The following is a 22,080-nucleotide window of genomic DNA, read 5'->3' as shown; positions in this document are numbered from 1 at the left end:
CCATAGACAGATGCGGAGCGTTTGATGACCGGTTCCGGTTCAGAGACCCTATTGCCGCGGCGCCGGCGGCGGCGCAGATCCAACTGGCACGGCCTTGCCTACATCGCGCCGGCGATGGCGCTGGTCATCGTCTTCTTCGTCATGCCGGTTCTCTTCACGGGGTGGATGAGCCTTCACAACTGGCCGCTGATGGGAGCGTCGCGCTGGATCGGCTTCAACAATTATTTCCGCATGTTCAACGACACCCGTTTCATGGCGGCACTGAATTTCACCGCCTATTACACCGTGATCGTCACTGTCGCGATCTTCGCCGTCGCCTTTCCGCTGGCGATCTTCGTCGAAAAGGAAAGGCAGTTCGTCAGCGCCTACCGCACGATCATCTTCCTGCCTGTTGTGGTCGGCCTTGCCACAGCCTCGCTGCTCTGGGTCTGGCTTGCCAATGTCGATAGCGGTTTCATCGGCCCAGCCCTGAAAGCACTCGGTCTTCTGGAAAAGAGCCCCAACCTGCTTGCGACCTTCGACACCGCCTTTCTGACGGTCGTGGTGATGGTCGTCTGGAAGATCGCCGGCTTCACCATGATCATTCTGCTGACCGGGCTGCAGGCCATTCCATCCGAGCTGACGGAGGCGGCCCGCATCGACGGCGCCGGCCGCTGGCAGCGCTTCCGGCACCTGACGCTGCCGCTGATGCGCAAGACGATCGCGCTAGCCCTGATCGTCTCGGTTACCGGCTCGATCCTCGCCTTCGACCAGTTCTATATCATGACGGCCGGTGGACCGCAGAACAAGATGATCTCGGTGGTCTATTACATCTTCAGCCAGTCCTTCGTCTCCTTCAATCTCGGCTATGGCGCGGCCCTCTCGATTGCGCTCCTCGCCATTCTGGTCGCCATCAGCATCGTGCAGCTCTGGCTGCTGCGCGTCGGGGAGGAGCGTCCATGACGACCTCAAGGCAACGCCGCGCCCGCAAGGCCATCCGCACGAAGTCGACCTATCATCTGGCAGGCATCGCCATTTCGATCTTTTTTCTGGCGCCGTTCGCGGTCACGCTGCTCGCTTCCTTCCGGCCGGGTGCCGAGGCCACCCTGCCGCCCTTGCCGCCGTGGCCGACATCCAGCATCAGCTTCGATGCCTATGCGCTGCTCGATACGTTCGGCGCCGGCATCTGGCGGCACATGATCAATTCGCTGTTCGTTTCGGTCGCCACCGTGGTGCTGACCGTTCTTGTCAGCCTGCTCGCCGGCTATGGCTTCTCGCGTTATCGCTTCCCGATGAAGAATGCACTGTTCGTGCTGATCATTGCTACGCTGATGATCCCGTTCCAGTCGATCCTGACGCCGCTCTTCATCATCCTGGCAAAACTCGGCCTCAACAATTCGCTGCTCGGGCTGACGCTCGTCTATGTGACGCTGCAACTGCCCTTCTCCGTTTTCATGATGCGCAATGCCTTCGACGCCGTGCCCAAGGAGATCGAAGAGGCAGCGCGCATCGACGGTGCGCGCGATCTGAGGCTGCTGGCGCGCGTCCTGCTGCCGCTGGTGCTGCCCGGTGTCGCGACGGTGGCGATCTTCGCCTTCCTCAACGCCTGGAACGAGTTTCTCGCTGCGCTCGTGCTGCTTTCCAGCAATGAGAAATACACCCTGCCGGTACTGATGACGGCGGTTCGCGCCGGACGGCTCGGCGCCATCAACTGGGGAGCGGTGCAGGCCGGTGTCGTCGTCATGACGATCCCCTGCCTGATCGTCTTCCTGCTCCTGCAACGCTACTACATGCGCGGGCTGATGGCCGGCGCGGTGAAATGATCGCAAGAACAGGATGATTTTAGGCCGTCGGCCTAAAATCTGAATCCAGTTCTAAATTAAAGAGTTAGAGCATGATGTCGTCCGAAAACCGCTCACACTTTTCGGCATCATGCTCAAGGTAGAGCCCATGACCAAGTCAAGCAATGACCGCCAGTTTCGTCCCGTCGCCGTTCCCGATGTCGAGCTCGCCGGCTTCTGGGGCAAGTGGCAGGACGCCGTCTGCAATTCCACCGCCGAGACCCTGCTCGACCGCTGCGTCGAGGCCGGGATGTTGAAAGCGATCGACGTCAACCAGCCGAGCCCGGGCGTCGTCATTCCCATTCAGCCCTGGGGCGGGACGACGCAGATGTTCTGGGATTCCGATCTCGGCAAGTCGATCGAGACGATCGCCTACTCGCTTTATCGCCGGCCGAACCCGAAGCTCGAGGCGCGCGCCGATGAGATCATCGACATGTATGAGCGAATGCAGGACAAGGACGGCTATCTGAACGCCTGGTTCCAGCGCGTCGAGCCATCCCGCCGCTGGACCAATCTGCGCGACCATCACGAACTTTATTGTGCAGGCCATCTGATGGAAGCCGCGGTCGCCTATTATCAGGCGACCGGCAAGCGCAAGCTGCTCGACATCATGTGCCGCTACGCCGATTACATGATCAAGGTTTTCGGCCATGGCGAGGGACAGATTCCCGGCTATTGCGGCCACGAGGAAATCGAGCTGGCATTGGTCAAGCTCGCCCGGGTGACCGGCGAGAAGAAATATCTCGACCTGTCGAAATACTTCATCGACGAACGCGGCACCGAGCCGCACTTCTTTACGGCCGAGGCCGCTCGCGACGGCCGGAGCGCTGCCGACTTCCATCAGAAGACCTATGAATATGGCCAGGCGCACCTCCCGGTGCGCGAACAGACGAAGGTGGTCGGCCATGCGGTGCGCGCCATGTACCTCTATTCCGGCATGGCCGATATTGCCACCGAATACAAGGACGACAGTCTGACGGCGGCGCTGGAAACGCTTTGGGACGATCTGACGACCAAGCAGATGTACATCACCGGCGGCATCGGCCCGGCCGCCTCCAACGAAGGCTTCACCGATTATTACGATCTGCCCAACGACACGGCCTATGCGGAAACCTGCGCCTCCGTCGGCCTGGTCTTCTGGGCGAGCCGCATGCTCGGGCGCGGACCGAACCGGCGCTATGCCGATATCATGGAGCAGGCGCTTTATAACGGCGCGCTGCCGGGTCTTTCCACAGACGGCAAGACCTTCTTCTACGACAATCCGCTCGAAAGTGCGGGCAAGCACCACCGCTGGAAGTGGCATCATTGCCCCTGCTGCCCGCCGAACATCGCCCGTCTGGTGACGTCGATCGGCTCATACATGTATGCGGTTGCCGATGATGAGATCGCCGTCCATCTCTATGGCGAAAGCACCGCCCGGCTGAAGCTTGCCAATGGTGCCGAGTTGGCGTTGGAGCAGCGCACCAATTATCCGTGGGACGGCGCGGTCGCCTTCACTGTCAAGCTGGCAAAGCCGGCTCGGTTCGCGCTGTCGCTGCGCATTCCGGATTGGGCAGAGGGCGCAACCCTCAGCGTCAACGGGGCGATGCTCGACCTCGGTGCCCATGTCCGCGACGGATATGCGAGGATCGACCGCGAATGGGCCGATGATGATAAGGTGGCCCTCTACCTGCCGCTGGCGCTTCGTCCGCAATATGCCAATCCGAAAGTGCGCCAGGATGCCGGCCGCGTCGCCTTGATGCGCGGTCCGCTCGTCTATTGCGTTGAGACAACGGACAATGGCGAGGACCTCAACACCATCGTTCTGCCCCGCGACCTGTCGGCCGCCGAAACCGTCGTGCTGAAGGACCTCAATGATGCCGTCGCTCTCGATCTCAAGGTCGAGCGTGAGGAAACATCGAATTGGGGCACATCGCTCTACCGCAAGGCGCCGGCCGAAAGGCGGGTCGCCACAGCACGCTTCGTGCCCTATCATCTCTGGGACAACCGCGCGCCCGGAGAGATGCTCGTCTGGGTCCAGGCGGACAAGTAGGTCGTTTGGGGATGACGAACGGTATGGGTAACAAGAGCGTCGTCCTTCAGGACGTGCGAAAAAGCTATGGCAATCTGCAGGTGGTCCATGGCATCGACCTGACGATCGAGGAGGGCGAATTCGTCGTCTTCGTCGGTCCGTCCGGCTGCGGAAAATCGACGTTGCTTCGCATGATCGCCGGCCTGGAGGACGTGACCGAGGGCGAGATCGAGATCAAGGGACGTGTTGTCACCGATCTCGATCCGTCCGAGCGCGGCATCGCCATGGTCTTCCAATCCTACGCGCTCTATCCGCATATGAGCGTGCGCGACAACCTGGCCTTCGGCCTGAAGATGGCGCGTACGAAGGGTGCGGAGATCGAGAAGCGCGTCAAGGCAGCCTCGGCGATCCTGAAGATCGACCATTTGCTCGACCGGCGCCCCGGCCAGCTTTCCGGCGGCCAACGCCAGCGCGTGGCGATCGGCCGGGCGATCGTGCGCGAGCCCGATGTTTTCCTGTTCGACGAACCGCTGTCCAATCTCGATGCGGAGCTGCGTGTGTCCATGCGCATTGAGATCGCCCGCCTTCATCGCGAACTCGGCAATACGATGATCTATGTCACGCATGATCAGACCGAGGCGATGACGCTCGCCGACAAGATCGTCGTGCTGCGCGACGGCCGCGTCGAGCAGGCCGGAACACCGCGGGAAATCTACGAGAATCCGTCGAATACGTTCGTGGCGGGTTTCATCGGCTCGCCGAGGATGAATCTCCTGAACGCCCGATGGGGCGAAGGCGGCCTGGTCGATATCGCCGGCGGGGGCGTCGAAAGCGGCCTGCTGGCGAAAGACAGGCTGGCCGGTGCGGCCGTGACGCTCGGTCTGCGGCCGGAGCATCTGAAAGTGGCGCCCGAGCTCAATGGCAGCCTGAGGGCAAGGGTCGATTTTTCGGAGTATCTCGGAGGAACGCAGTATCTCTATTGCCAGCTAGGCGATGGTCAGTCGCTCACCGTCGAGCACCGGTCGCCGACCAGCATTGCGGTCGGCGAAGAGGTCAGCCTGCAGTTCGAGCCTTCGAATTGCCGATTGTTCGACGAGCACGGCAATCGGCTGCGCTAGCCGACCGAGCTCTCAACCGACGAGATCAAGCTTCAGCAGCGCTGCCGCGCGCTGCCGGGCTTGCCGGTCGGCGTTGAAGACATCGTCCATGCCGGCAGCCGGCGGCAGGTGGGCCAGGTCATCCATGATCGTCTCGGTGACCTCGGCCATGGCGAGGAAGGAGAGGCGCCCCTCGATGAAGGCCTCGAGCGCCACTTCCTTGGCGCCGTTCAGCACCGCGCCCTGAACGCCGCCGCGCGTCATCGCAAGGCGCGCCAGCCGCAAGGCGGGAAACCGCACCTCATCCGGCGCCTCGAAATCCAGCCTCGCGAGCTTGGCGAAATCCAGCCGCTCGACCGGCAGGTTCGGCCGGCGCGGAAAGGACAGCGCGTAACCGATGGCGGTGCGCATATCAGGCGCGCCGAGCTGCGCCAGCACCGAACCGTCGGTATAACCCACCATGGAATGGATGATCGACTGCGGATGGAAGATCACCTCGATCTGCTCGGGCCTCAGTCCGAAAAGATGGCGGGCTTCGATCATTTCCAGCGCCTTGTTGAACATCGAGGCGCTGTCGATCGAGATCTTCAAGCCCATCGACCAGTTCGGATGGGCGCGTGCGGTTTCCACCGTCACATCGGCCATCTCCTTCAACGAGGCGGTACGGAAGGGACCGCCCGAGGCGGTCAGGATGACACGCTCGACGGCATGGCGCTGGTTTTCTTCCAGCACCTGGAAAATCGCATTGTGCTCGCTGTCGACGGGAAGCAGCTTGCCGCCGCCGGCGCGGATCGCCCCGATGAAGAGATCGCCGGCCGAGACCAGACATTCCTTGTTGGCAAGGGCGATATCAGCGCCACGGCGCGCAGCGGCAAGCGTCGGCGCCAGACCCGCCGTGCCAACGATTGCCGCCATCACCCAGTCGGCTTCGCGGTCGGCCGCTTCCATCAGGCCGGATTTCCCCGACGCGACCGCGATGCCGCTGCCGAAAAGTTCGCCCTTCAGCGCTTCATAATGCCGGTCGTTTGCCGTCACCGCCAGCCGCGCGCCGAAGGATCTGGCCTGCCGGGCGAGCAGCTGGACATTGCCGTTGCCTGTCAGAACGGAAATTTCGAAGTTCTCCCGCCCGCCCAGATGTTCGACGACATTGAGGGTATTGCGGCCGATCGACCCGGTCGAGCCGAAGATGCTGAGGCGCCGCGGCGCGGTTTTGCCGGTCATCATTTGGAATTTCGCGAAAAATGTCTCTCGTAGGCTCAGGCTCTACTAGGGTTTGGAGGGTGCGGCAAGTGTGCGGTGCAGCAGATTTCAGCTCCTCGGGGGTTTACAGAGCGGCGGCGGGGTGTGATCCTTATGGCATTCCTGAAGGGATGTGATTCCCCTGCCGCCGCTCGTCGGCGCATGGGCAACCGGGGCGCTGCGGCGGCCATTGAAAAAGGGCACTTGGCTGCCCTCGGCCTTTTCGGCCAAACACTAAATCGAGGATGACATCGGGATGAACGGCTTGGCCGTGCTGCCTGTCCGCGTTCGCTGCCGGCACTTTGGTGCGGTATCGTCCCATTCGATGAGCCAGCACGTGTCAGGTCAAAACGATCGGAACACATGACGATATTCAGAATAGCCATCATTCTTTTCGCCATCGTGCTTTCGCTGACCGCGACCGCAAAGGCGGACGACCTGTTGATCTGGTCGCCTGCCAAAGTCTCGGATCGATCATACAAGGCAACGATGGGTTTTCGTCTGCCGGCGGAATGGGAGACGAGCGCCGGCGCCGATCTCGCATTGGCAGCGACAAAAGGCGGCGCGCCGCTACCCGATTCCGAACAGGCCATGCTCTGGGGCAGGATCAGCAAGACGAGCGTTACGCCGGCAGGCCAATCGCAGCAGGGCGCCAGGGTCAGCGTCGATACGCTGCGCGGCAGCGGCGCTCTGACGCTCAGCCGCTCGCGCAACTGGATCCTGTCGGATTCGCTCGACATGCAATCAAGCCGCTCCCTGAGCGTCCGTTACGATCCAGTCGATGCCAGGGAGACTTCGGTGACGGCGTCACAGGCGCTGAAGTTGATCCATCCCTGGACGGGAACCTCGCTTTCGGCAGGCGCCGGGGTCAGCAATGCCAGCGGCGACTTCTCGAGCACGGTGGCCGTCGACCAGGCGATCCTGCCGAACCTCAACCTCGATGCCTCGGTCAGCAATCCGTTCTCGCCTGATGAGGCGAGCAGCGTCAATCTCCGCTATCGCGTCAGCTGGTAACGCAGGAAACCAAACCAGGCCGATGGCGTTTCTTCTTGAGATCTTTCGGAGGAACGGAATATGGTTTTCAAAGAGCCGACATTTCACGGGCTTGCGCCCGAAGTGGAAGCGGAGATCGCCAATCGCGCATCTCTCGAGGCCGCCGTCGCCAATGCATTGGCAATTGCCGGCGGCATCGATGCATCGGATGTGGAAGTGACGATGGAGGAAGATCAGGTCGTGTTGACAGGCACCGTCGGTACGGTCGGGGAAATCGAACGGGCAACCGCCGTCGCCCGGGCGGTCGAGGGCGTGACCGCGGTGCAGAACCGAATCCTGCTCAGCGGGTCTGCCGTCGGCTACCCACATTGATATTAGCGAAACGCGTCCCGCTTGCGAGCGCCGGCCTCTACGCCGGCGCTCGGCTGATCAACCGGCGAAGCGCTCGACGAGGAAGGACGCGCCTTCCAGGCGATCGGTCTTCGCTGTGGCCACCGACCCCTGCGGCTGATACGCGATGGCGAGCAGCAGAGCGCTGACGGCGACATAGGCGATTGCCAAAAGAGTCATCTTGATACGCATGATGAGTTCTCCCTTTTTCGCGATAAACGCAGCCGATGTTGCGAAGTTCCTGAAGAGCCCGGCCGGGGAGGAGCGACCGGGCTTTTCATGCATGGACCGCCTTATCGGCAGATCCGGGTCTCCTTGATGATCGTATGACCGTGACGGCGGATTCTTTCCGTCTTGGTGAAGCAATCATCGGAGACGCGGCGCATCATGTGATGGCGGTAGTAGGGCCGGTGGCGATAATAAGGGCGCTCCGAATCGCGATAATAAGGACGCTCCAAATCTCCATAATAAGGACGCGGGTTATCGGTGGTGATAGTCACGCTTGCCGCCTGGGACGGCATGGCGGAAAGGACGGACGCTGCAGCGAGCGTGCAAGCAAGAATGAACTGTTTCATGACGAGCCTCTCTTTCTGAGTTGGTCATAGTCTCAACTCGCCGGAAGCGCCGCCGGTTCAATCACATAGCGTTACCGATTGTGTCGAAGGTAGAAACCTTTGCGGCCGCGGATCGTTAGCGCAGGAAACAGCCGGAGACCACGGTCGTGGGACAGATTGCAAGGATCATCGCCCTTGTCGCCGGACTTGCCGGCGGCACGGTCTTTTCGCAAGCGCCTGAATTTGCGCAGCAATATCGCCAGCGGATCGGCGGCGCGATCGATGAGCTGCGTGTCATCGTCGAGGACTTCAACCGCCAAGCCGCCCAGCATCAGCTCGACCGCGAGCAGGCGCTGAACGCCTATGCCCAATCTTCCGATGATTTCCTGCGCGACCGCGGCGTCTCGATGCAGAGCACGATTACTCGTTATGAAAGGCTGCAGTCGCAGCAATTGAAACTCGGCGCCGCGGCCCCCGTCGCCAAGCCCTTCGTGCTGCTAAGGAATGCGGATGATGTGGTTTTCGCCAATACCTGGCGCGATTTCGTGCCTGGGGTGCCTATGAGCTTTGCCGGCCTCTTCTGGGGCGCAATCGGTTTTGTCGGCGGATCGGTTGTGGCGGCGTTGCTGGGACTAGGGGCACGGCGGATCATAAGAAGACGAGGAGCCTATCGTCAGGTACCGCGAGCTTGAAACGAGGCAAATCCTTCAGCGGCGATCTACAAGACGAGATCAGTCATTCCACCCATTCTCGCAGTGGCCATATGGCTCAGCGTTTGAGAATGGTGATCCCGGCGCGATTCGAACGCGCGACCCCCAGATTAGGAATCTGATGCTCTATCCTGCTGAGCTACGGGACCACTTGGATGCCATGCATACAAAAGGCTTGGCGCGAAGCCAAGCCTTAATTCTTATCAGAGACCCAGGCGTTGTTCGGCAAGGCGCACCCAGTAGGAGATGCCGTGGGCGATGGCTTCGTCGTTGAAGTCGTAGGCCGGGTTGTGGAGGCCAGCGCTGTCGCCGTTGCCGATGAAGATGAAGGCGCCGGGACGGGCGTTCAGCATATAGGAGAAGTCCTCGCCGCCCATCATCGGATCGATTTCGGCATTGACGTTTGCTTCGCCGGCAATGGCGCTCGCAGTGGCGACCGCGTGGTCGGTCTCGTCGGGATGATTGACGGTGACGGGATAGTTGCGGTTGAAGCTGATTTCGGCCTCGGCCCCATGAGCCGCGACCAGGCCCTCGATGATCTGCCGAAAGCGCGTCTCGGCAAGTGTGCGCATCTCAGGGTCGAGGGTGCGAACGGTGCCGGCGAAGGTCGCATCGTTCGGGATGACGTTATGGGCGAAACCGGCATTGAACTTGGTCACCGAAACGACGACCGAGCGGATCGGGTCGGCGGTGCGCGAGGCGATCATCTGCAGATTGCCGACGATCTGGGCGGCGATGGCGATCGGGTCGATCGTCCGGTGCGGCTGGGCGGCGTGGCCGCCGCGGCCCTTGATGGTGACGGTGAATTCGTCGGTTGCCGCCATGATGGCGCCCTTGCGGATCGCAAACTGTCCCACAGGCAGGCCCGGCAGGTTGTGCATGCCGTAGACTTCTTCGATCCCGAAGCGCTCCATCATGCCATCCTTGACCATCAGATTGCCGCCGCCGCCGCCTTCTTCGGCGGGCTGGAAGATGACGGCGACATTACCATTGAAATTGCGGGTTTCGGCGAGATATTTCGCGGCGCCGAGCAGCATGGCGGTATGGCCGTCATGTCCGCAGGCATGCATCTTGCCCGGCGTCTTCGAAGCCCAGGGCTTACCGGTGATTTCAGTCAGCGGCAGGGCATCCATGTCGGCGCGCAGGCCGATCGTGCGGCGGCCTTCGCCCTTGCCCTTGATTAGTCCGACGACGCCGGTGCGGCCGATGCCGGTGACGATCTCGTCAACCCCGAAATCCTTGAGTTTCTCAGTGACGAAAGCGGCCGTGTTTTCCACCGCGAAAAGAAGCTCGGGCCGGGCATGGATATGGCGGCGCCATTCGGCGACTTCGTCCTGCAATTCGGCGGCTCTGTTCAAAATCGGCATCTTGGCGTTCCTGTTATCAAATTCCGACAATCGTTCGTCGCTTCAAATGGGCGTGAGGCCCGTGCAATTACTTCGTCAATGACCTTTGCCATGTCATAGCCATATAGGCTAGATAGATGAAGGTTGCGAGATTTTCCGGACCTCTGAAGGACGAACCGTGTCGACGAGCCACTTCCGTTTGTTTGCCGCCATGCGGCCGTTTCGTTTCATGGTTGCGGCGACTGCCGCTTTTGTCGCTTCCGTTTCGCTCGTCCAGGCCAATCCCCATATTCTCGTCGACGTGCAGACAGGCCGCGTTCTCGAACACGAAGAAGCCTTCCGAAAGTGGTATCCGGCCTCACTCACCAAGCTGATGACCGTCTATACCGTCTTCGATGCGATCCGCGCCGGCCAGATCAGCCTCGATACGCCCATCGTCATGAGCAAGCGCGCCGCCGCGCAGCCGGCCGCCAAGATGTATTTCAAGCCGGGCCAGAAGCTGACGCTCGACAGTGCCTTGAAGATCCTGATGGTGAAATCGGCCAACGATATTGCGGTCGCGGTCGCAGAAGCCGTCGGCGGTACGCAGGAAGGTTTCGTGACCCGGATGAACGGCGAGGCGCTGAAGCTCGGCATGACGGATTCGCATTTCGTCAATCCGAACGGCCTGCCGGGCAAGGGGCAATATACGACGGCGCGCGACCTGGCGGTGCTGACGGTGGCGCTGCGTCGCGAGTTTCCGCAATATGCCAGCTATTTCGCGCTCGAGGGCTTCACCACCGGCCAGCAGAACGTGCCGAACCTCAATATGCTGATCGGCCGCTTCGCCGGCGCCGACGGCATGAAGACCGGCTTCATCTGCGCCTCGGGCTTCAACCAGATCGGTTCGGCGACGCGCAACGGCCGTACGCTTGTTTCCGTCGTGCTCGGCACGGACAGTCTCGCGGCGCGTGCCGATGCGACGGCGAATCTGTTGCAGAAGGGCTTTACGACGCAGTTTCCCGGCAATGAGACGCTGGGTTCGCTAAAGCCCTACGGGCCCGGACAAGACCAGGTGACCGACATTACAGCCGATATATGCAGCGCCAAGGGCGCCAAGATACGCAGCGAAACGCGAGACGAGGTCGGCCGCATGAAGGTGCACTCGCCCTACATTTTGGAAATGGACCACGACCCGCAATTCGTCTTCGCCGGCCTCATTCCGGGGCAGGACCCGCAGCCGTCTCAGCAGCCGGAAAAGGTGGCGACCGGCGATACGGCTGGCGGCATCGCCAACGTGCCGGTGCCGCTGCCGCGCCCGACCGCGTTTTAAGACAAGATGGGCTTCTAAGGTAAGGCAGATATGAGCGCGTTTAACGACAGGATTCCGGTCACCATACTGACCGGCTTTCTCGGTGCCGGCAAATCGACGCTGCTGAACCGCATCCTCAAAGATCCTGACATGAAGGATGCGGCTGTCATCATCAATGAATTCGGCGATGTCGGCATCGATCATCTGCTGGTCGAAAGTTCCGGCGATTCGATCATCGAATTGTCCGACGGCTGCCTCTGCTGCGCGGTGCGCGGCGAGCTTGTGGATACGTTGGCGAACCTGATGGACGCCGTGCAGACGGGCCGAGTCAAGCCGGTAAAGCGCGTCGTCATCGAAACGACCGGTCTTGCCGATCCCGCGCCCGTCATGCAGGCAATCATGGGCAATCCAGTCATCGCCACAAACTTCGAACTCGACGGCGTCGTGACGGTCGTCGATGCGGTCAATGGGCTGCAGACGCTCGACAATCACGAAGAAGCGCGCAGGCAGGCTGCGGTTGCAGACCGGCTGATTGTCTCGAAGAGGTCGATGGCCGGCGCAACGGCGGAGCTGGAACAGCGCCTGCGGGCGCTCAATCCGCGCGCGGCGATGATGGATGCCGACGTCGCCGAGGCCGGCAGCGCCGCGCTCCTGGTGAACGGTCTCTACGACCCGGCAACGAAGATCGCCGATGTCGGGCGCTGGCTGCAGGACGAGGATGCGCATGAGGCGCATCATCATGATCATGACCACGATCACGATGGCCATCACCATCATCGTGATGGCCACGGCCACCACCATCATGATCATGCGCAGCAGGATCCGCACGACGTCAATCGTCACGATGCTTCGATCCGGTCTTTCTCCATCGTCGAAGAAAAGCCGATCGATCCGATGGCGCTCGAAATGTTCGTCGATCTCCTGCGCTCGGCCCATGGCGAAAAGCTGTTGCGGATGAAAGCGATCGTATCCGTCTCCGACCGACCGGAACGGCCGCTGGTGCTGCACGGCGTCCAGAGCATCTTTCACCCGCCGGTGCGGCTGCCGGCGTGGCCCGATCCGCAAGACCGGCGCACGCGCATGGTGCTGATCACCAAGGATCTGCCCGAAGCTTTCGTGAAGGATCTTTTCGACGCCTTCCTCGGCAAGCCGCGGATCGACACACCGGATCGTCAGGCGCTGTCCGACAATCCACTCGCCATTCCGGGTTTGCGCATCTAAAGGCGCGCCGCGTCGTTCTTATCGAGTCCGATTTTTCAGGCTGCTACGTCAAGTGACATGTTTTACCGCTTGCGGATTAGGAAGCGGTGGCCGTCTTCGGTCTTTTCCGTCGCGACCAGTTCGTGACCGTCCTCATTGCAGAAATGCGGCATATCGATCACTGCCATCGGATCGCTGGTATCGACGAGGACGAGCGTGCCGCTTGTCATGGCGGCAAGCTTCCGGCGCGTCTTCATCACGGGGAGTGGGCATTTCAGGCCGCGAAGATCGTAGCGAACGGGGTTCAAGCCGTTCAGTTCCGCGCCCAGAATTTCCAGAACGGCTTCTTTGCCGCGGCTTCTGCCGTCTCCTGCGGTTCGGGCGCTGGCGCGGCATAAGCGAGCGGATTCTGCATCGGCACCGGCACGACCGCAGGCGTTGCGGCGGCGACGGTCGTTGCCTGCGGCTGGGCCGGCGTTGCGGGTGTGGCGCCGGCCGCGGAGTTGGCGGTGAGGCTCTGCGTCGTGCGCTTGGCCATCAGGTCTTCGAGTTCGGCGACCTTGACCATGCGGCCGGCTTCCAGCGAGGTGCCTGTCGGCGCGAAAGCGAGTTCGCGGCCCTTGCGCAGCTTGGCGACCACGGCCTTGCGCTCGGCTTCGGACGGGTCGTACCAGGCCATGCCATCATATTTGCTCATCGCCTTGGCATAGTCGGCGTCATAGGTCTTGCCGTAGGAGGCAAGGGCTGCCGTCAGCGCCGGCGGCGTCGACATGGCAGGGCATTTGCCGGCGGCGTTGAAGGCGCCGCCATCGGTTGCCTGCTGGTTGAAGACGTATTTCTTCTCGCAGACGTTCACCTCGGGCGGGCGCTTCGTCACTTCGAAATTGTCGTAGCCGACCTTCAGCATCTTCCAGAAGTCATAGTTCGGGTCGAGGCGATGCTTGACCATGTTTTCCGCCGTCATGCGGAACGGGAAGGCCTGCAGTTGCACGGTCGACTGGCCGCCCTTGAAGGCGTCACGGGCGAAGGCATAGATCTCCAGCACCTGCTGGTCGGTCATCGAATAGCAGCCGGATGACGAGCAGGCGCCGTGGATCATCAGATCGGAACCGGTGCGGCCGTTCACTGCGTCGTAGCGGTTCGGGAAGCCGGTGTTGATCGCCAGATAATATTTGGAATTCGGGTTCAGGTTGGCGCGGGTCAGCTCGTAGAAGCCTTCCGGCGCCTGCCGGTCGCCGGTCTTGACCTTCGGACCGAGGCGGCCGGACCAGGCGCAGATCTTGTAATCGGCGATCTTGTCAAAACGGTTGTCGGTCTTCGCTTTCCAGATCTCCATTGCACCTTCTTCCTTGAAGATGCGGATCATGATGGGCGAATTGCGGTCCATGCCTTTTGCGGCCATGGCGTTCAGGATATGGGGAGGGAGCGGCTGTTCGACCTTGTTCTTGACCTTGGAAAGATCGACCTGTGCCACTTCCAACGTATCGTTGCAGCCGGCGAGAGCCAGCGCCATGACGGAAACATAGGCAAAATGACGTATGCGCATCCAAACTAGCCCATAAAGATAGTGCGACCCGGTCCGCCTATGGAGTTCGGGCATTGGAAGGAATCATAGGCGGCTTATACTTTATAAAACCTTACCAGCCTATGACGTGCCTCGAACATCCCCGCAAGCGCGAATGTTACAGATAATATCAATGTGGCCAAGATTTGGCCCCAATCGCGGAAAAGCGCAACTTGTCTTAGAGGTTGCGGCCCATATTGAGGAATTTCTGACGCCGCTCATTGCGCAGCTGTTCGCCGGAACGCGAGGCCATTTCGCCGAGCGCATTGGCGATCACGTCGCCGGTTGCGGCGATCACGCTATCGGGATCCCGATGGGCGCCGCCGAGCGGCTCGGAAATGATGCCGTCGATGACGCCGAGCGATTTCAGGTCTTCGGCGGTGATCTTCATGTTGGTCGCCGCTTCCCGGGCGCGGGTCGAATCGCGCCAGAGGATGGAGGCTGCCCCTTCCGGGGAGATGACGCTGTAGATCGAATGCTCGAGCATGTAGACCCTGTTGCCGGTGGCAATCGCGATCGCGCCGCCCGAGCCGCCCTCGCCGATGACGACGGAAACGAGGGGAACCTTGACGCCGAGACACATTTCCGTCGAGCGGGCAATCGCCTCGGCCTGGCCGCGCTCCTCGGCGCCGACGCCGGGATAGGCGCCGGCCGTATCCACCAGCGAAATGACAGGCAGGCCGAAACGGTCAGCCATTTCAAGGATGCGGATCGCCTTGCGGTAGCCTTCCGGCCGGGGGCTGCCGAAATTATGCTTCAGGCGAGTCTTGGTGTCGTTGCCCTTTTCCTGGCCGATGACGGCGACCGGCTGGCCGCGGAAGCGGGCAAGGCCCGCCTGGATCGCGGCATCCTCGGAAAACTTGCGGTCGCCGGCGAGCGGGGTGAATTCCTGAAACAGCGTCTTGGCGTAATCGACGAAATGCGGGCGCTGCGGATGGCGGGCCACCTGCGTCTTCTGCCAGGCATTGAGCTTGGAATAGATTTCGACGATCGCTTCGCGGACGCGAACCTCCAGCCTGCCGATCTCATCGGTGGTGTCGATGCTCTCGTCTTCCATTGCGAGCTTCTTCAGCTCGATGATCTTGCCTTCGAGGTCGGAGATCGGCTTTTCGAAGTCGAGATAATTGTGCATGAGGTGCGTTTCCGTTCCTTGTGCCCGGGGCGTTTTCCTGGCTCCGCCCCTTGTCGCCGGTCCTATTCGTGCTTTTTCGCCTGTTTGGCAAGGGGGTGATGCATCTGGACGAGCTGCTGCAGCCGCTCTTCGAGGACATGCGTATAGATCTGTGTGGTCGAAATGTCGGAATGGCCGAGGAGTTCCTGCACGACGCGCAGATCGGCGCCGTTGGCAAGCAGGTGGCTGGCAAAGGCGTGGCGCATGACGTGCGGCGAGATCAGCGACGGCGTCAGGCCGGCGCGGATCGCCAGGTTCTTGAGGTCGCGGGCGAAAACCTGGCGCGGCAGGTATCCCTCCTTGGAGGCGGCAGGAAAGAGCCAAGGGCTTTCCTGCGGCTCCTTCGCCGCGGCGGTCTCGGTCGCCAGCAGGCGCCCATACGATTTCAGTGCCGCGATCGCCGAGTGCGACAGCGGCACCAGCCGCTCCTTGTTGCCCTTGCCGCGGATCATCAGGAAACGGCCCTCCTGGTCAAGTACGCGGGCCGGTAGCGAGACGAGTTCGCTGACGCGCATGCCGGTGGCATAGAGCAGTTCCAGCAGCGCCAGCATGCGCAGGCGCTGCAACTGGCCCGGGGCCGGGTCGTCGGCCTCGGCCTGCGCTTGCGACAGCAGCCTGCCGACCTCTTCAACCCCCATTGTCTTCGGCAGCGGACGTCCCTTCTTCGGCGCATCGAGAACGCCTGTGGGGTCGTCGGTCCGCAGGCCCTCGGCATAGAGGAACTTGTAGAATTGCCGCATGGCGGCGAGCCGGCGTGCTTGCGAGGAGGGCTTGAAGCCCTGGCGGGCGAGCGAGGCGAGATAGGCGGCCAGGTCGGCGGAACCGGCTTCGGTCAACCTTATGCTGCGGCCGTTCAGGAAAGCGCTGACATCGTCGAGGTCGCGCTGGTAGGATTGCAGGGTGTTGGCGGCAGCGCCACGTTCGGCGCTCATCATTTCCAGAAAGGATTCCACGTGGACGCGGCTTAGATCCATCATCTCACTCACTTACCGGTCGTGTTGATTGTGCCCGTCGCCGGCGGGTTGACCCGCTCGGAGGGAAGACGAATCGTCACGTCGCGCGGCTCGGGCTCGACGAAGGTCACGAGCGCCAACATCGCTCCGTAAACCGTCCCGGCGAGGATCGCGCAGAAGAACAGGAAACGGAACAGGGTCGGCATCCGGCAACTCCTTCATGCTGTGCTTCTGTTATAAGAAGCGTATTCGCAAGTGCAAGAAGCGCCATTCGAGCCATGATTCCCTTGTCCGCGACTTGACGCTCTACCTGCATTTGTCGATACGGTTTGCAAACAAAGTGTGAATGGACCGATGAGTGAACCACTGCTGACCGTTGCTGACAGCCTGAAAGACAGAGCTCGCGCTGCGCTCGGTTCACGCAATCTGATCCTCGTCGGCCTGATGGGCGCCGGGAAATCCTCTGTCGGGCGCATCGTCGCCAGCCAACTCGGCATTCCCTTCATCGACAGCGATCATGAGATCGAGCGGGTGTCGCGCATGACCATTGCCGAACTTTTCGCAGCCTATGGCGAGGAAGAGTTCCGGGCGCTGGAAACGCGAGTGATGAAGCGGCTCCTGAAGAGCGGACCGCGCGTCGTCTCCACCGGCGGCGGCGCCTTCATCAATGACCGCACCCGCAGGCATATAAAAAAGGGCGGGCTTTCGATCTGGCTGAAGGCTGATCTCGACGTGCTTTGGGAGCGGGTCAACAAGCGTGACACGCGGCCGCTGCTCAAGACCGAAAATCCCAAGCAGACCCTCGAAAATCTGATGAAGGCGCGTTACCCAATCTATGCGCAGGCAGACCTCACCATACTCTCGCGTGATGTGCGCAAGGAAATCATGGCGGACGAGGTGCTGAAGGCTGTGGTCGAACAGAAAGAAAGTGCAGCGTCATGAATGCGATAAGCTCCACCTCATCAGTCCAGACGGTGCATGTGCCGCTCGGCGAGCGCGCCTATGACATCCTGATCGGGCCAGGGCTGATTGCGCGGGCCGGCGCCGAGATCGCCTCGCGTCTCAAAGGCCGCAAGGCGGCCATCATCACCGACGAAAACGTCGCTCCGCTCTATCTCGAGGCCGTCGTTGCGAGCCTCAATGCGGCAGGTATCGTCTCGGCCGAGGTCGTGCTGCCGCCCGGCGAAAAGACGAAGAGCTTCGAACATCTCATTGATGTCTGCGACAAGGTGCTTGAAGCCAGGGTCGAGCGCAACGACTGCGTGATCGCGCTCGGCGGCGGCGTCATCGGTGACCTCTCGGGTTTTGCCGCCGGCATCGTCCGCCGCGGCGTGCGCTTCGTGCAGGTGCCGACTTCGCTGCTGGCGCAGGTCGATTCCTCCGTCGGCGGCAAGACCGGCATCAATTCCCGCCACGGCAAGAACCTGATCGGTGTCTTCCATCAGCCGGACCTGGTCCTGGCCGATACGGATGTGCTGAATACGCTGAGCGGGCGGGAATTCCGCGCAGGCTACGCCGAGGTCGCAAAGTATGGGCTGATCGACAAGCCGGATTTCTTTGCCTGGCTGGAAGCGAACTGGAAGTCGGTGTTTACGGGCGGCTCGGCCCGCATCGAGGCCATCGCTGCCAGCTGCCAGGCGAAAGCCGATGTCGTCGTTGCCGACGAGCGGGAAACCGGCCAGCGGGCGCTGCTCAATCTCGGCCATACGTTCGGGCATGCGCTGGAAGCGGCGACCGCTTATGACAGCCGGCGGCTGGTGCACGGTGAGGGCGTGTCGATCGGCATGGTGCTGGCGCATGAATTTTCCGCACGAATGAACCTTGCGAGCCCAGACGATGCGCAGCGCGTCGAGCGGCATCTGAAGGAAGTCGGCCTGCCGACCCGCATGGCGGATATCATGGGCGAGCTGCCGCCGGCTGAATCGCTGATGGATGCGATCGCGCAGGACAAAAAGGTCAAGAGCGGCAAGCTCACCTTCATCCTGACGCGCGGCATCGGTCAGTCCTTCGTCGCCGACGATGTTCCGGCATCCGAAGTGCTCAGTTTTCTCCGGGAAAAACATCCTTGACGACGATCGAAGGCGCTTTGGCGTTTCTTGCGACATACTGGCCGGAGATCTTTTCGATCACGGCGCTCGTGCTGACGTCCGCCTTCTTCTCCGGCACCGAGACGGCGCTCACCGCCGTTTCGCGCAGCCGCATTCATACGCTTGAGGTCAACGGCGATGAACGCGCCGGCCTCGTCAGGCAGTTGATCGAACGGCGCGACCGGCTGATCGGTACGCTGCTGATCGGCAACAATCTTGCCAACATCCTCTCTTCCTCGATCGCCACCAGCCTTTTTCTCGGGCTGTTCGGCAGTTCGGGTGTGGCGGTGGCGACGCTCGCCATGACCATCATCCTCGTCATCTTCGCGGAGGTGCTGCCGAAGAGCTGGGCGATCTCGGCGCCGGAACGCTTCGCGCTCGCCGTCGCATTTCCCACCAGATTGTTCGTGGCCATCGTCGGCCCGGTGTCCTCCTTCGTCAATGCGGTTGTGCGACAGATCCTGGCGCTGTTCGGCATCAATCTTTCGCGGGAAGTTTCGATGCTGACGGCGCATGAGGAGCTGCGCGGCGCCGTCGATCTGCTGCACCGCGAGGGATCGGTGGTGAAGGCCGACCGTGATCGCCTCGGCGGCGTGCTCGACCTCAGCCAGCTGGAGCTATCAGACATCATGGTCCACCGCACCAAGATGCGGGCGATTAATGCCGACGATCCGCCGGAAGCGGTGGTGCGCGCCATTCTTGAAAGTCCCTATACGCGCATGCCGTTGTGGCGCGCCACGATCGACAACATCATCGGCGTCGTCCACGCCAAGGACCTTCTGCGGGCACTGGCCGAGCCGAACATGGAGCCGCAGAATCTCGATATCGTGAAGATCGCGCAGAAGCCGTGGTTCGTGCCCGACAGCACCAATCTTGAGGACCAGCTCAACGCTTTTCTGCGCCGCAAGCAGCATTTCGCCGTCGTCGTCGACGAATATGGTGAGGTGCAGGGCATCGTCACGCTGGAGGATATTCTCGAGGAAATCGTGGGCGACATTTCCGACGAGCACGATATCGAGATGCAGGGCGTGCGTCAGGAAGCGGACGGCTCTGTCGTCGTCGATGGCAGCGTGCCGATCCGCGATCTCAACCGCGCGCTCGACTGGAACCTGCCCGACGAGGAGGCGACGACGATCGCCGGCCTCGTCATCCATGAATCAATGACCATCCCGGAAGAGCGTCAGGCTTTCACCTTCTACGGCAAACGTTTCGTCGTGATGAAGCGGGAGAAGAACCGCATCACCAAGCTGCGCATCCGCCCCGCGCAGGAAGACGATACGAAACCGGTGTGATCCGGTTGGATTGCCTGCGCCCTATACCCATATAGGCTGCTGTGCCTCTACCAGCGGGTGGGTTCACCAGGTGCCGCCGGTTCGACGGCCAGCGCGTGCAGGCCGGCATCGAGCTCCGGTTTCAACAGATCGGTGATCGCCCGGTGGCGCGCCAGGCGGGAGAGGCCGGCAAATTTAGTCGAAACGATCCTCACCCGCATATGGGTTTCGCCGGTGCCCGTGATGTCAGGCTGGTGGCCGGCATGCAGATGGCTTTCGTCGATGACGCTCAAGCGTTCGGGCGCGAAGGCTTCGATAAGTTTTTCTTCGATGCGGGTCCGCAGGGTCATCATCCGGTCTTGCTGCTTCGCGAAAAGGGTTCCCACCAAGCCAGCAACATTCCCATTTGTCAATTCTTGTTGTCGCCTCGCGACAGCCCCATAATTAGCGCCGCCATGAGACTTGATTCAAAATACTTCGATCGCATCCGCACACGCCGCAAACGCGAGCAGGAGACAGAGCAGGCGCCGCCTACCTGTCAATGGGACGGCTGCGATAAGAAAGGTGCGCATCGCGCTCCGGTGGGGCGCAATGCGGAAGGCCAGTTCTTTTTGTTCTGCTTCGAGCACGTCAAGGAATACAATAAGGGCTATAATTATTTCTCCGGACTTTCGGACGGCGAGATCGCGCGCTACCAGAAAGAGGCGATCACCGGCCATCGACCGACATGGACCGTCGGCGTCAATAAGTCGGCCAAGGACAGCCCGCTGCATTCCGAGGTGCGCTCCGGCGCCTACTCGCGCGTTCGCGATCCCTTCGGCTTCGTCAAGGAAGGCGGCAAGGGCAGCGGGCCGCGCTTTCCCCAGGCGCGCAAGCTGAAATCGCTCGAAAGCAAAGCCTTCGACACAATGGGTCTCCACGCTAACGCGACCTCGGCGGAGATCAAGAGCCGCTACAAGGAGCTGGTCAAGAAGCACCATCCGGATGCCAATGGCGGCGACCGCGGCTCGGAAGAGCGTTTCCGCGCCGTCATCCAGGCGTATCAATTGTTGAAGCAGAACGGTTTTTGTTAATTCCCGTCCTTGCTCTTGGGCTTCAATCGGGTATGGTCCAAATCGGCTGAGGCCGCAGGCAAACGCGGCTCCTATCTGCGTGTTTTCCCGACATCGCCTCGGCCGACCTTCCGGACGCGGCGTTTCTTGTCCGGGACTCTTTCAAGAATGCTCGCACGCGGTCATCATCCCGCCGAGGTTTCGTCTCAGTCCCGGAGAAGTATCGCCGACGTTCCGACCTGGACGGGCGCGGAATAAAATCGCGGCGTCACGGTTGCGACATGGCCTGAGACAGTTTGGCCGGGTGGCTTCACCCGCCTTGGAGACATGATGAGCAAGATCGACCTCGATATTTCAGAACTGCCCGATACTACCGTTTCGGTCCGCGAGACCTTCGGCATCGATTCCGACATCCGCGTTCCCGCCTACAGCAAGGGTGACGCCTATGTGCCGGATCTCGATCCCGACTACCTGTTCGACCGCGAGACGACGCTCGCCATTCTCGCAGGCTTCGCGCATAACCGCCGCGTGATGATCTCCGGCTATCACGGCACGGGCAAATCCTCGCATATCGAGCAGGTGGCGGCGCGCATCAACTGGCCCTGCGTGCGCATCAACCTCGACAGCCATGTCAGCCGTATCGATCTCGTCGGCAAAGACGCGATCGTCGTCAAGGACGGGCTGCAGGTTACCGAGTTCAAGGACGGCATCCTGCCTTGGGCCTATCAGCACAATGTCGCGCTCGTCTTCGACGAATATGATGCCGGCCGTCCCGACGTGATGTTCGTCATTCAGCGCGTCCTGGAATCGTCAGGCCGCCTGACACTGCTCGACCAGAGCCGCGTCATCCGGCCGCATCCGGCTTTCCGCCTGTTTGCGACCGCCAATACGATCGGCCTCGGCGACACCACCGGCCTTTATCACGGCACGCAGCAGATCAACCAAGCGCAGATGGACCGCTGGTCGATCGTCACGACGCTGAACTACCTGCCGCATGATCACGAAGTGAATATCGTCGCCGCCAAGGTGAAGAGCTTCGGCAAGGACAGGGAAGGGCGCGAGATCGTCTCGAAGATGGTCCGCGTTGCCGATCTGACGCGCGCCGCCTTCATGAACGGCGATCTTTCGACCGTCATGAGCCCGCGCACGGTCATCACCTGGGCCGAGAATGCCGAAATCTTCGGCGATCTCGCCTTTGCCTTCCGCGTCACCTTCCTCAACAAGTGCGACGAGCTGGAGCGCCCGCTGGTCGCCGAGCACTATCAGCGCGCCTTCGGCGTGGAGCTGAAGGAAAGTGCTGCCAACATCGTCCTCGGAGCCTGAGGCCCGAC

At 61.5% G+C, this 22,080-nt stretch carries 24 protein-coding genes and 1 tRNA gene; 14 read left to right on the top strand and 11 right to left on the bottom strand.

The features are described from left to right. Positions 1-24: 24 nt before the first annotated feature. The 4 genes from NXC14_RS20330 (at position 25) to ugpC (ending at position 4,949) form a co-directional block, all read left to right on the top strand. On the top strand, positions 25-942 hold the full coding sequence (locus NXC14_RS20330) for a sugar ABC transporter permease (RefSeq protein WP_085779668.1): 918 nt from the start codon (positions 25-27) through the stop codon (positions 940-942). Continuing rightward, entirely contained in the window at positions 939-1,802 is an 864-nt protein-coding gene (locus tag NXC14_RS20325) for a carbohydrate ABC transporter permease (protein WP_085779667.1), read from the top strand. Before NXC14_RS20330 ends, NXC14_RS20325 begins: the two co-directional genes overlap by 4 nt. 127 nt (positions 1,803-1,929) lie before the next feature. Continuing rightward, positions 1,930-3,852, top strand: coding sequence for a glycoside hydrolase family 127 protein (locus NXC14_RS20320; protein ID WP_085780216.1), 1,923 nt, complete (start codon positions 1,930-1,932; stop codon positions 3,850-3,852). 23 nt (positions 3,853-3,875) lie between these two features. Next, positions 3,876-4,949: a sn-glycerol-3-phosphate ABC transporter ATP-binding protein UgpC gene (gene ugpC, locus NXC14_RS20315; RefSeq protein WP_198175477.1), complete on the top strand. Its 1,074-nt coding sequence runs from the start codon at positions 3,876-3,878 to the stop codon at positions 4,947-4,949. A gap of 12 nt (positions 4,950-4,961) precedes the next feature. Here ugpC and dxr read toward each other — a convergent pair whose 3' ends face one another. Further along, positions 4,962-6,152 (bottom strand): 1-deoxy-D-xylulose-5-phosphate reductoisomerase, encoded by a 1,191-nt coding sequence (dxr, locus tag NXC14_RS20310; protein WP_085779665.1) that lies wholly within the window; start codon positions 6,150-6,152, stop codon positions 4,962-4,964. Positions 6,153-6,530: 378 nt separating this feature from the next. Here dxr and NXC14_RS20305 point away from each other — a divergent pair, with 378 nt between their 5' ends. Continuing rightward, on the top strand, positions 6,531-7,181 hold the full coding sequence (locus NXC14_RS20305; protein ID WP_085779664.1) for a hypothetical protein: 651 nt from the start codon (positions 6,531-6,533) through the stop codon (positions 7,179-7,181). Between the two features lie 60 nt (positions 7,182-7,241). Further along, positions 7,242-7,532, top strand: coding sequence for a BON domain-containing protein (locus NXC14_RS20300; protein ID WP_085779663.1), 291 nt, complete (start codon positions 7,242-7,244; stop codon positions 7,530-7,532). Positions 7,533-7,589: 57 nt separating this feature from the next. Here the strand turns inward: NXC14_RS20300 and NXC14_RS33075 are convergent, their stop codons facing one another. After that, the gene (locus NXC14_RS33075) at positions 7,590-7,742 is read right to left on the bottom strand and encodes a hypothetical protein (RefSeq protein ID WP_176536406.1); all 153 of its coding nucleotides are present in this window, start codon (positions 7,740-7,742) and stop codon (positions 7,590-7,592) included. A gap of 101 nt (positions 7,743-7,843) precedes the next feature. Further along, entirely contained in the window at positions 7,844-8,125 is a 282-nt protein-coding gene (locus tag NXC14_RS20290) for a hypothetical protein (RefSeq protein WP_085779661.1), read from the bottom strand. Positions 8,126-8,271: 146 nt separating this feature from the next. Here NXC14_RS20290 and NXC14_RS20285 point away from each other — a divergent pair, with 146 nt between their 5' ends. Further along, positions 8,272-8,796, top strand: a complete 525-nt coding sequence (locus tag NXC14_RS20285) for a DUF2937 family protein (protein WP_085779660.1) — start codon at positions 8,272-8,274, stop codon at positions 8,794-8,796. A 90-nt stretch (positions 8,797-8,886) separates the two neighbouring features. Here the strand turns inward: NXC14_RS20285 and NXC14_RS20280 are convergent. Then, a tRNA-Arg gene (locus NXC14_RS20280) sits at positions 8,887-8,963 on the bottom strand. Positions 8,964-9,017: 54 nt separating this feature from the next. Beyond that, the gene (locus tag NXC14_RS20275; protein ID WP_085780215.1) at positions 9,018-10,181 is read right to left on the bottom strand and encodes a M20 aminoacylase family protein; all 1,164 of its coding nucleotides are present in this window, start codon (positions 10,179-10,181) and stop codon (positions 9,018-9,020) included. A gap of 157 nt (positions 10,182-10,338) precedes the next feature. Here NXC14_RS20275 and NXC14_RS20270 point away from each other — a divergent pair, with 157 nt between their 5' ends. Further along, the gene (locus tag NXC14_RS20270) at positions 10,339-11,472 is read left to right on the top strand and encodes a D-alanyl-D-alanine carboxypeptidase family protein (RefSeq protein WP_085779659.1); all 1,134 of its coding nucleotides are present in this window, start codon (positions 10,339-10,341) and stop codon (positions 11,470-11,472) included. 30 nt (positions 11,473-11,502) lie between these two features. Next, positions 11,503-12,672, top strand: coding sequence for a GTP-binding protein (locus NXC14_RS20265; protein WP_085779658.1), 1,170 nt, complete (start codon positions 11,503-11,505; stop codon positions 12,670-12,672). A 62-nt stretch (positions 12,673-12,734) separates the two neighbouring features. Here the strand turns inward: NXC14_RS20265 and NXC14_RS20260 are convergent, their stop codons facing one another. The 5 genes from NXC14_RS20260 to NXC14_RS32515 all read right to left on the bottom strand — a co-directional run bounded on the left by NXC14_RS20260 (position 12,735) and on the right by NXC14_RS32515 (position 16,545). Then, a complete protein-coding gene (locus tag NXC14_RS20260) occupies positions 12,735-12,959 on the bottom strand; it encodes a sulfurtransferase TusA family protein (protein WP_085779657.1) in 225 nt (74 codons plus the stop codon). 5 nt (positions 12,960-12,964) lie between these two features. Then, entirely contained in the window at positions 12,965-14,197 is a 1,233-nt protein-coding gene (locus NXC14_RS20255) for a murein L,D-transpeptidase family protein (protein WP_085779656.1), read from the bottom strand. 196 nt (positions 14,198-14,393) lie between these two features. Continuing rightward, complete coding sequence (locus NXC14_RS20250; RefSeq protein WP_085779655.1) at positions 14,394-15,347, bottom strand: acetyl-CoA carboxylase carboxyltransferase subunit alpha; 954 nt, start codon at positions 15,345-15,347, stop codon at positions 14,394-14,396. Positions 15,348-15,409: 62 nt separating this feature from the next. Then, on the bottom strand, positions 15,410-16,363 hold the full coding sequence (gene xerD, locus NXC14_RS20245; protein WP_085779654.1) for a site-specific tyrosine recombinase XerD: 954 nt from the start codon (positions 16,361-16,363) through the stop codon (positions 15,410-15,412). A gap of 5 nt (positions 16,364-16,368) precedes the next feature. Beyond that, the gene (locus tag NXC14_RS32515; RefSeq protein WP_157131434.1) at positions 16,369-16,545 is read right to left on the bottom strand and encodes a hypothetical protein; all 177 of its coding nucleotides are present in this window, start codon (positions 16,543-16,545) and stop codon (positions 16,369-16,371) included. A 148-nt stretch (positions 16,546-16,693) separates the two neighbouring features. Here NXC14_RS32515 and NXC14_RS20240 point away from each other — a divergent pair, with 148 nt between their 5' ends. The 3 genes from NXC14_RS20240 to NXC14_RS20230 are packed head-to-tail and all read left to right on the top strand — an operon-like array spanning position 16,694 to position 19,718. Further along, positions 16,694-17,281 carry a shikimate kinase gene (locus NXC14_RS20240; RefSeq protein WP_085779653.1) on the top strand — a complete coding sequence of 196 codons (588 nt, stop codon included), beginning with the start codon at positions 16,694-16,696 and terminating at the stop codon, positions 17,279-17,281. Next, a complete protein-coding gene (gene aroB / locus NXC14_RS20235) occupies positions 17,278-18,408 on the top strand; it encodes a 3-dehydroquinate synthase (protein WP_085779652.1) in 1,131 nt (376 codons plus the stop codon). Before NXC14_RS20240 ends, aroB begins: the two co-directional genes overlap by 4 nt. Next, positions 18,405-19,718 (top strand): HlyC/CorC family transporter, encoded by a 1,314-nt coding sequence (locus NXC14_RS20230; protein WP_085779651.1) that lies wholly within the window; start codon positions 18,405-18,407, stop codon positions 19,716-19,718. The genes aroB and NXC14_RS20230 overlap by 4 nt, the downstream gene beginning before the upstream one ends. A 47-nt stretch (positions 19,719-19,765) precedes the next feature. Here the strand turns inward: NXC14_RS20230 and NXC14_RS20225 are convergent, their stop codons facing one another. Then, positions 19,766-20,050 (bottom strand): BolA family transcriptional regulator, encoded by a 285-nt coding sequence (locus tag NXC14_RS20225; protein WP_176536407.1) that lies wholly within the window; start codon positions 20,048-20,050, stop codon positions 19,766-19,768. 102 nt (positions 20,051-20,152) lie between these two features. On the opposite strand from NXC14_RS20225, the gene NXC14_RS20220 reads away from it, so the two are divergent. Further along, entirely contained in the window at positions 20,153-20,770 is a 618-nt protein-coding gene (locus NXC14_RS20220) for a J domain-containing protein (protein ID WP_085779650.1), read from the top strand. A 309-nt stretch (positions 20,771-21,079) separates the two neighbouring features. Beyond that, positions 21,080-22,072, top strand: a complete 993-nt coding sequence (gene cobS, locus NXC14_RS20215) for a cobaltochelatase subunit CobS (RefSeq protein ID WP_064805316.1) — start codon at positions 21,080-21,082, stop codon at positions 22,070-22,072. Positions 22,073-22,080: the final 8 nt, after the last annotated feature.

Source organism: Rhizobium sp. NXC14 (assembly GCF_002117485.1).
GTDB lineage: Bacteria > Pseudomonadota > Alphaproteobacteria > Rhizobiales > Rhizobiaceae > Rhizobium.
This window is presented reverse-complemented; position numbering and strand designations above follow the sequence as displayed.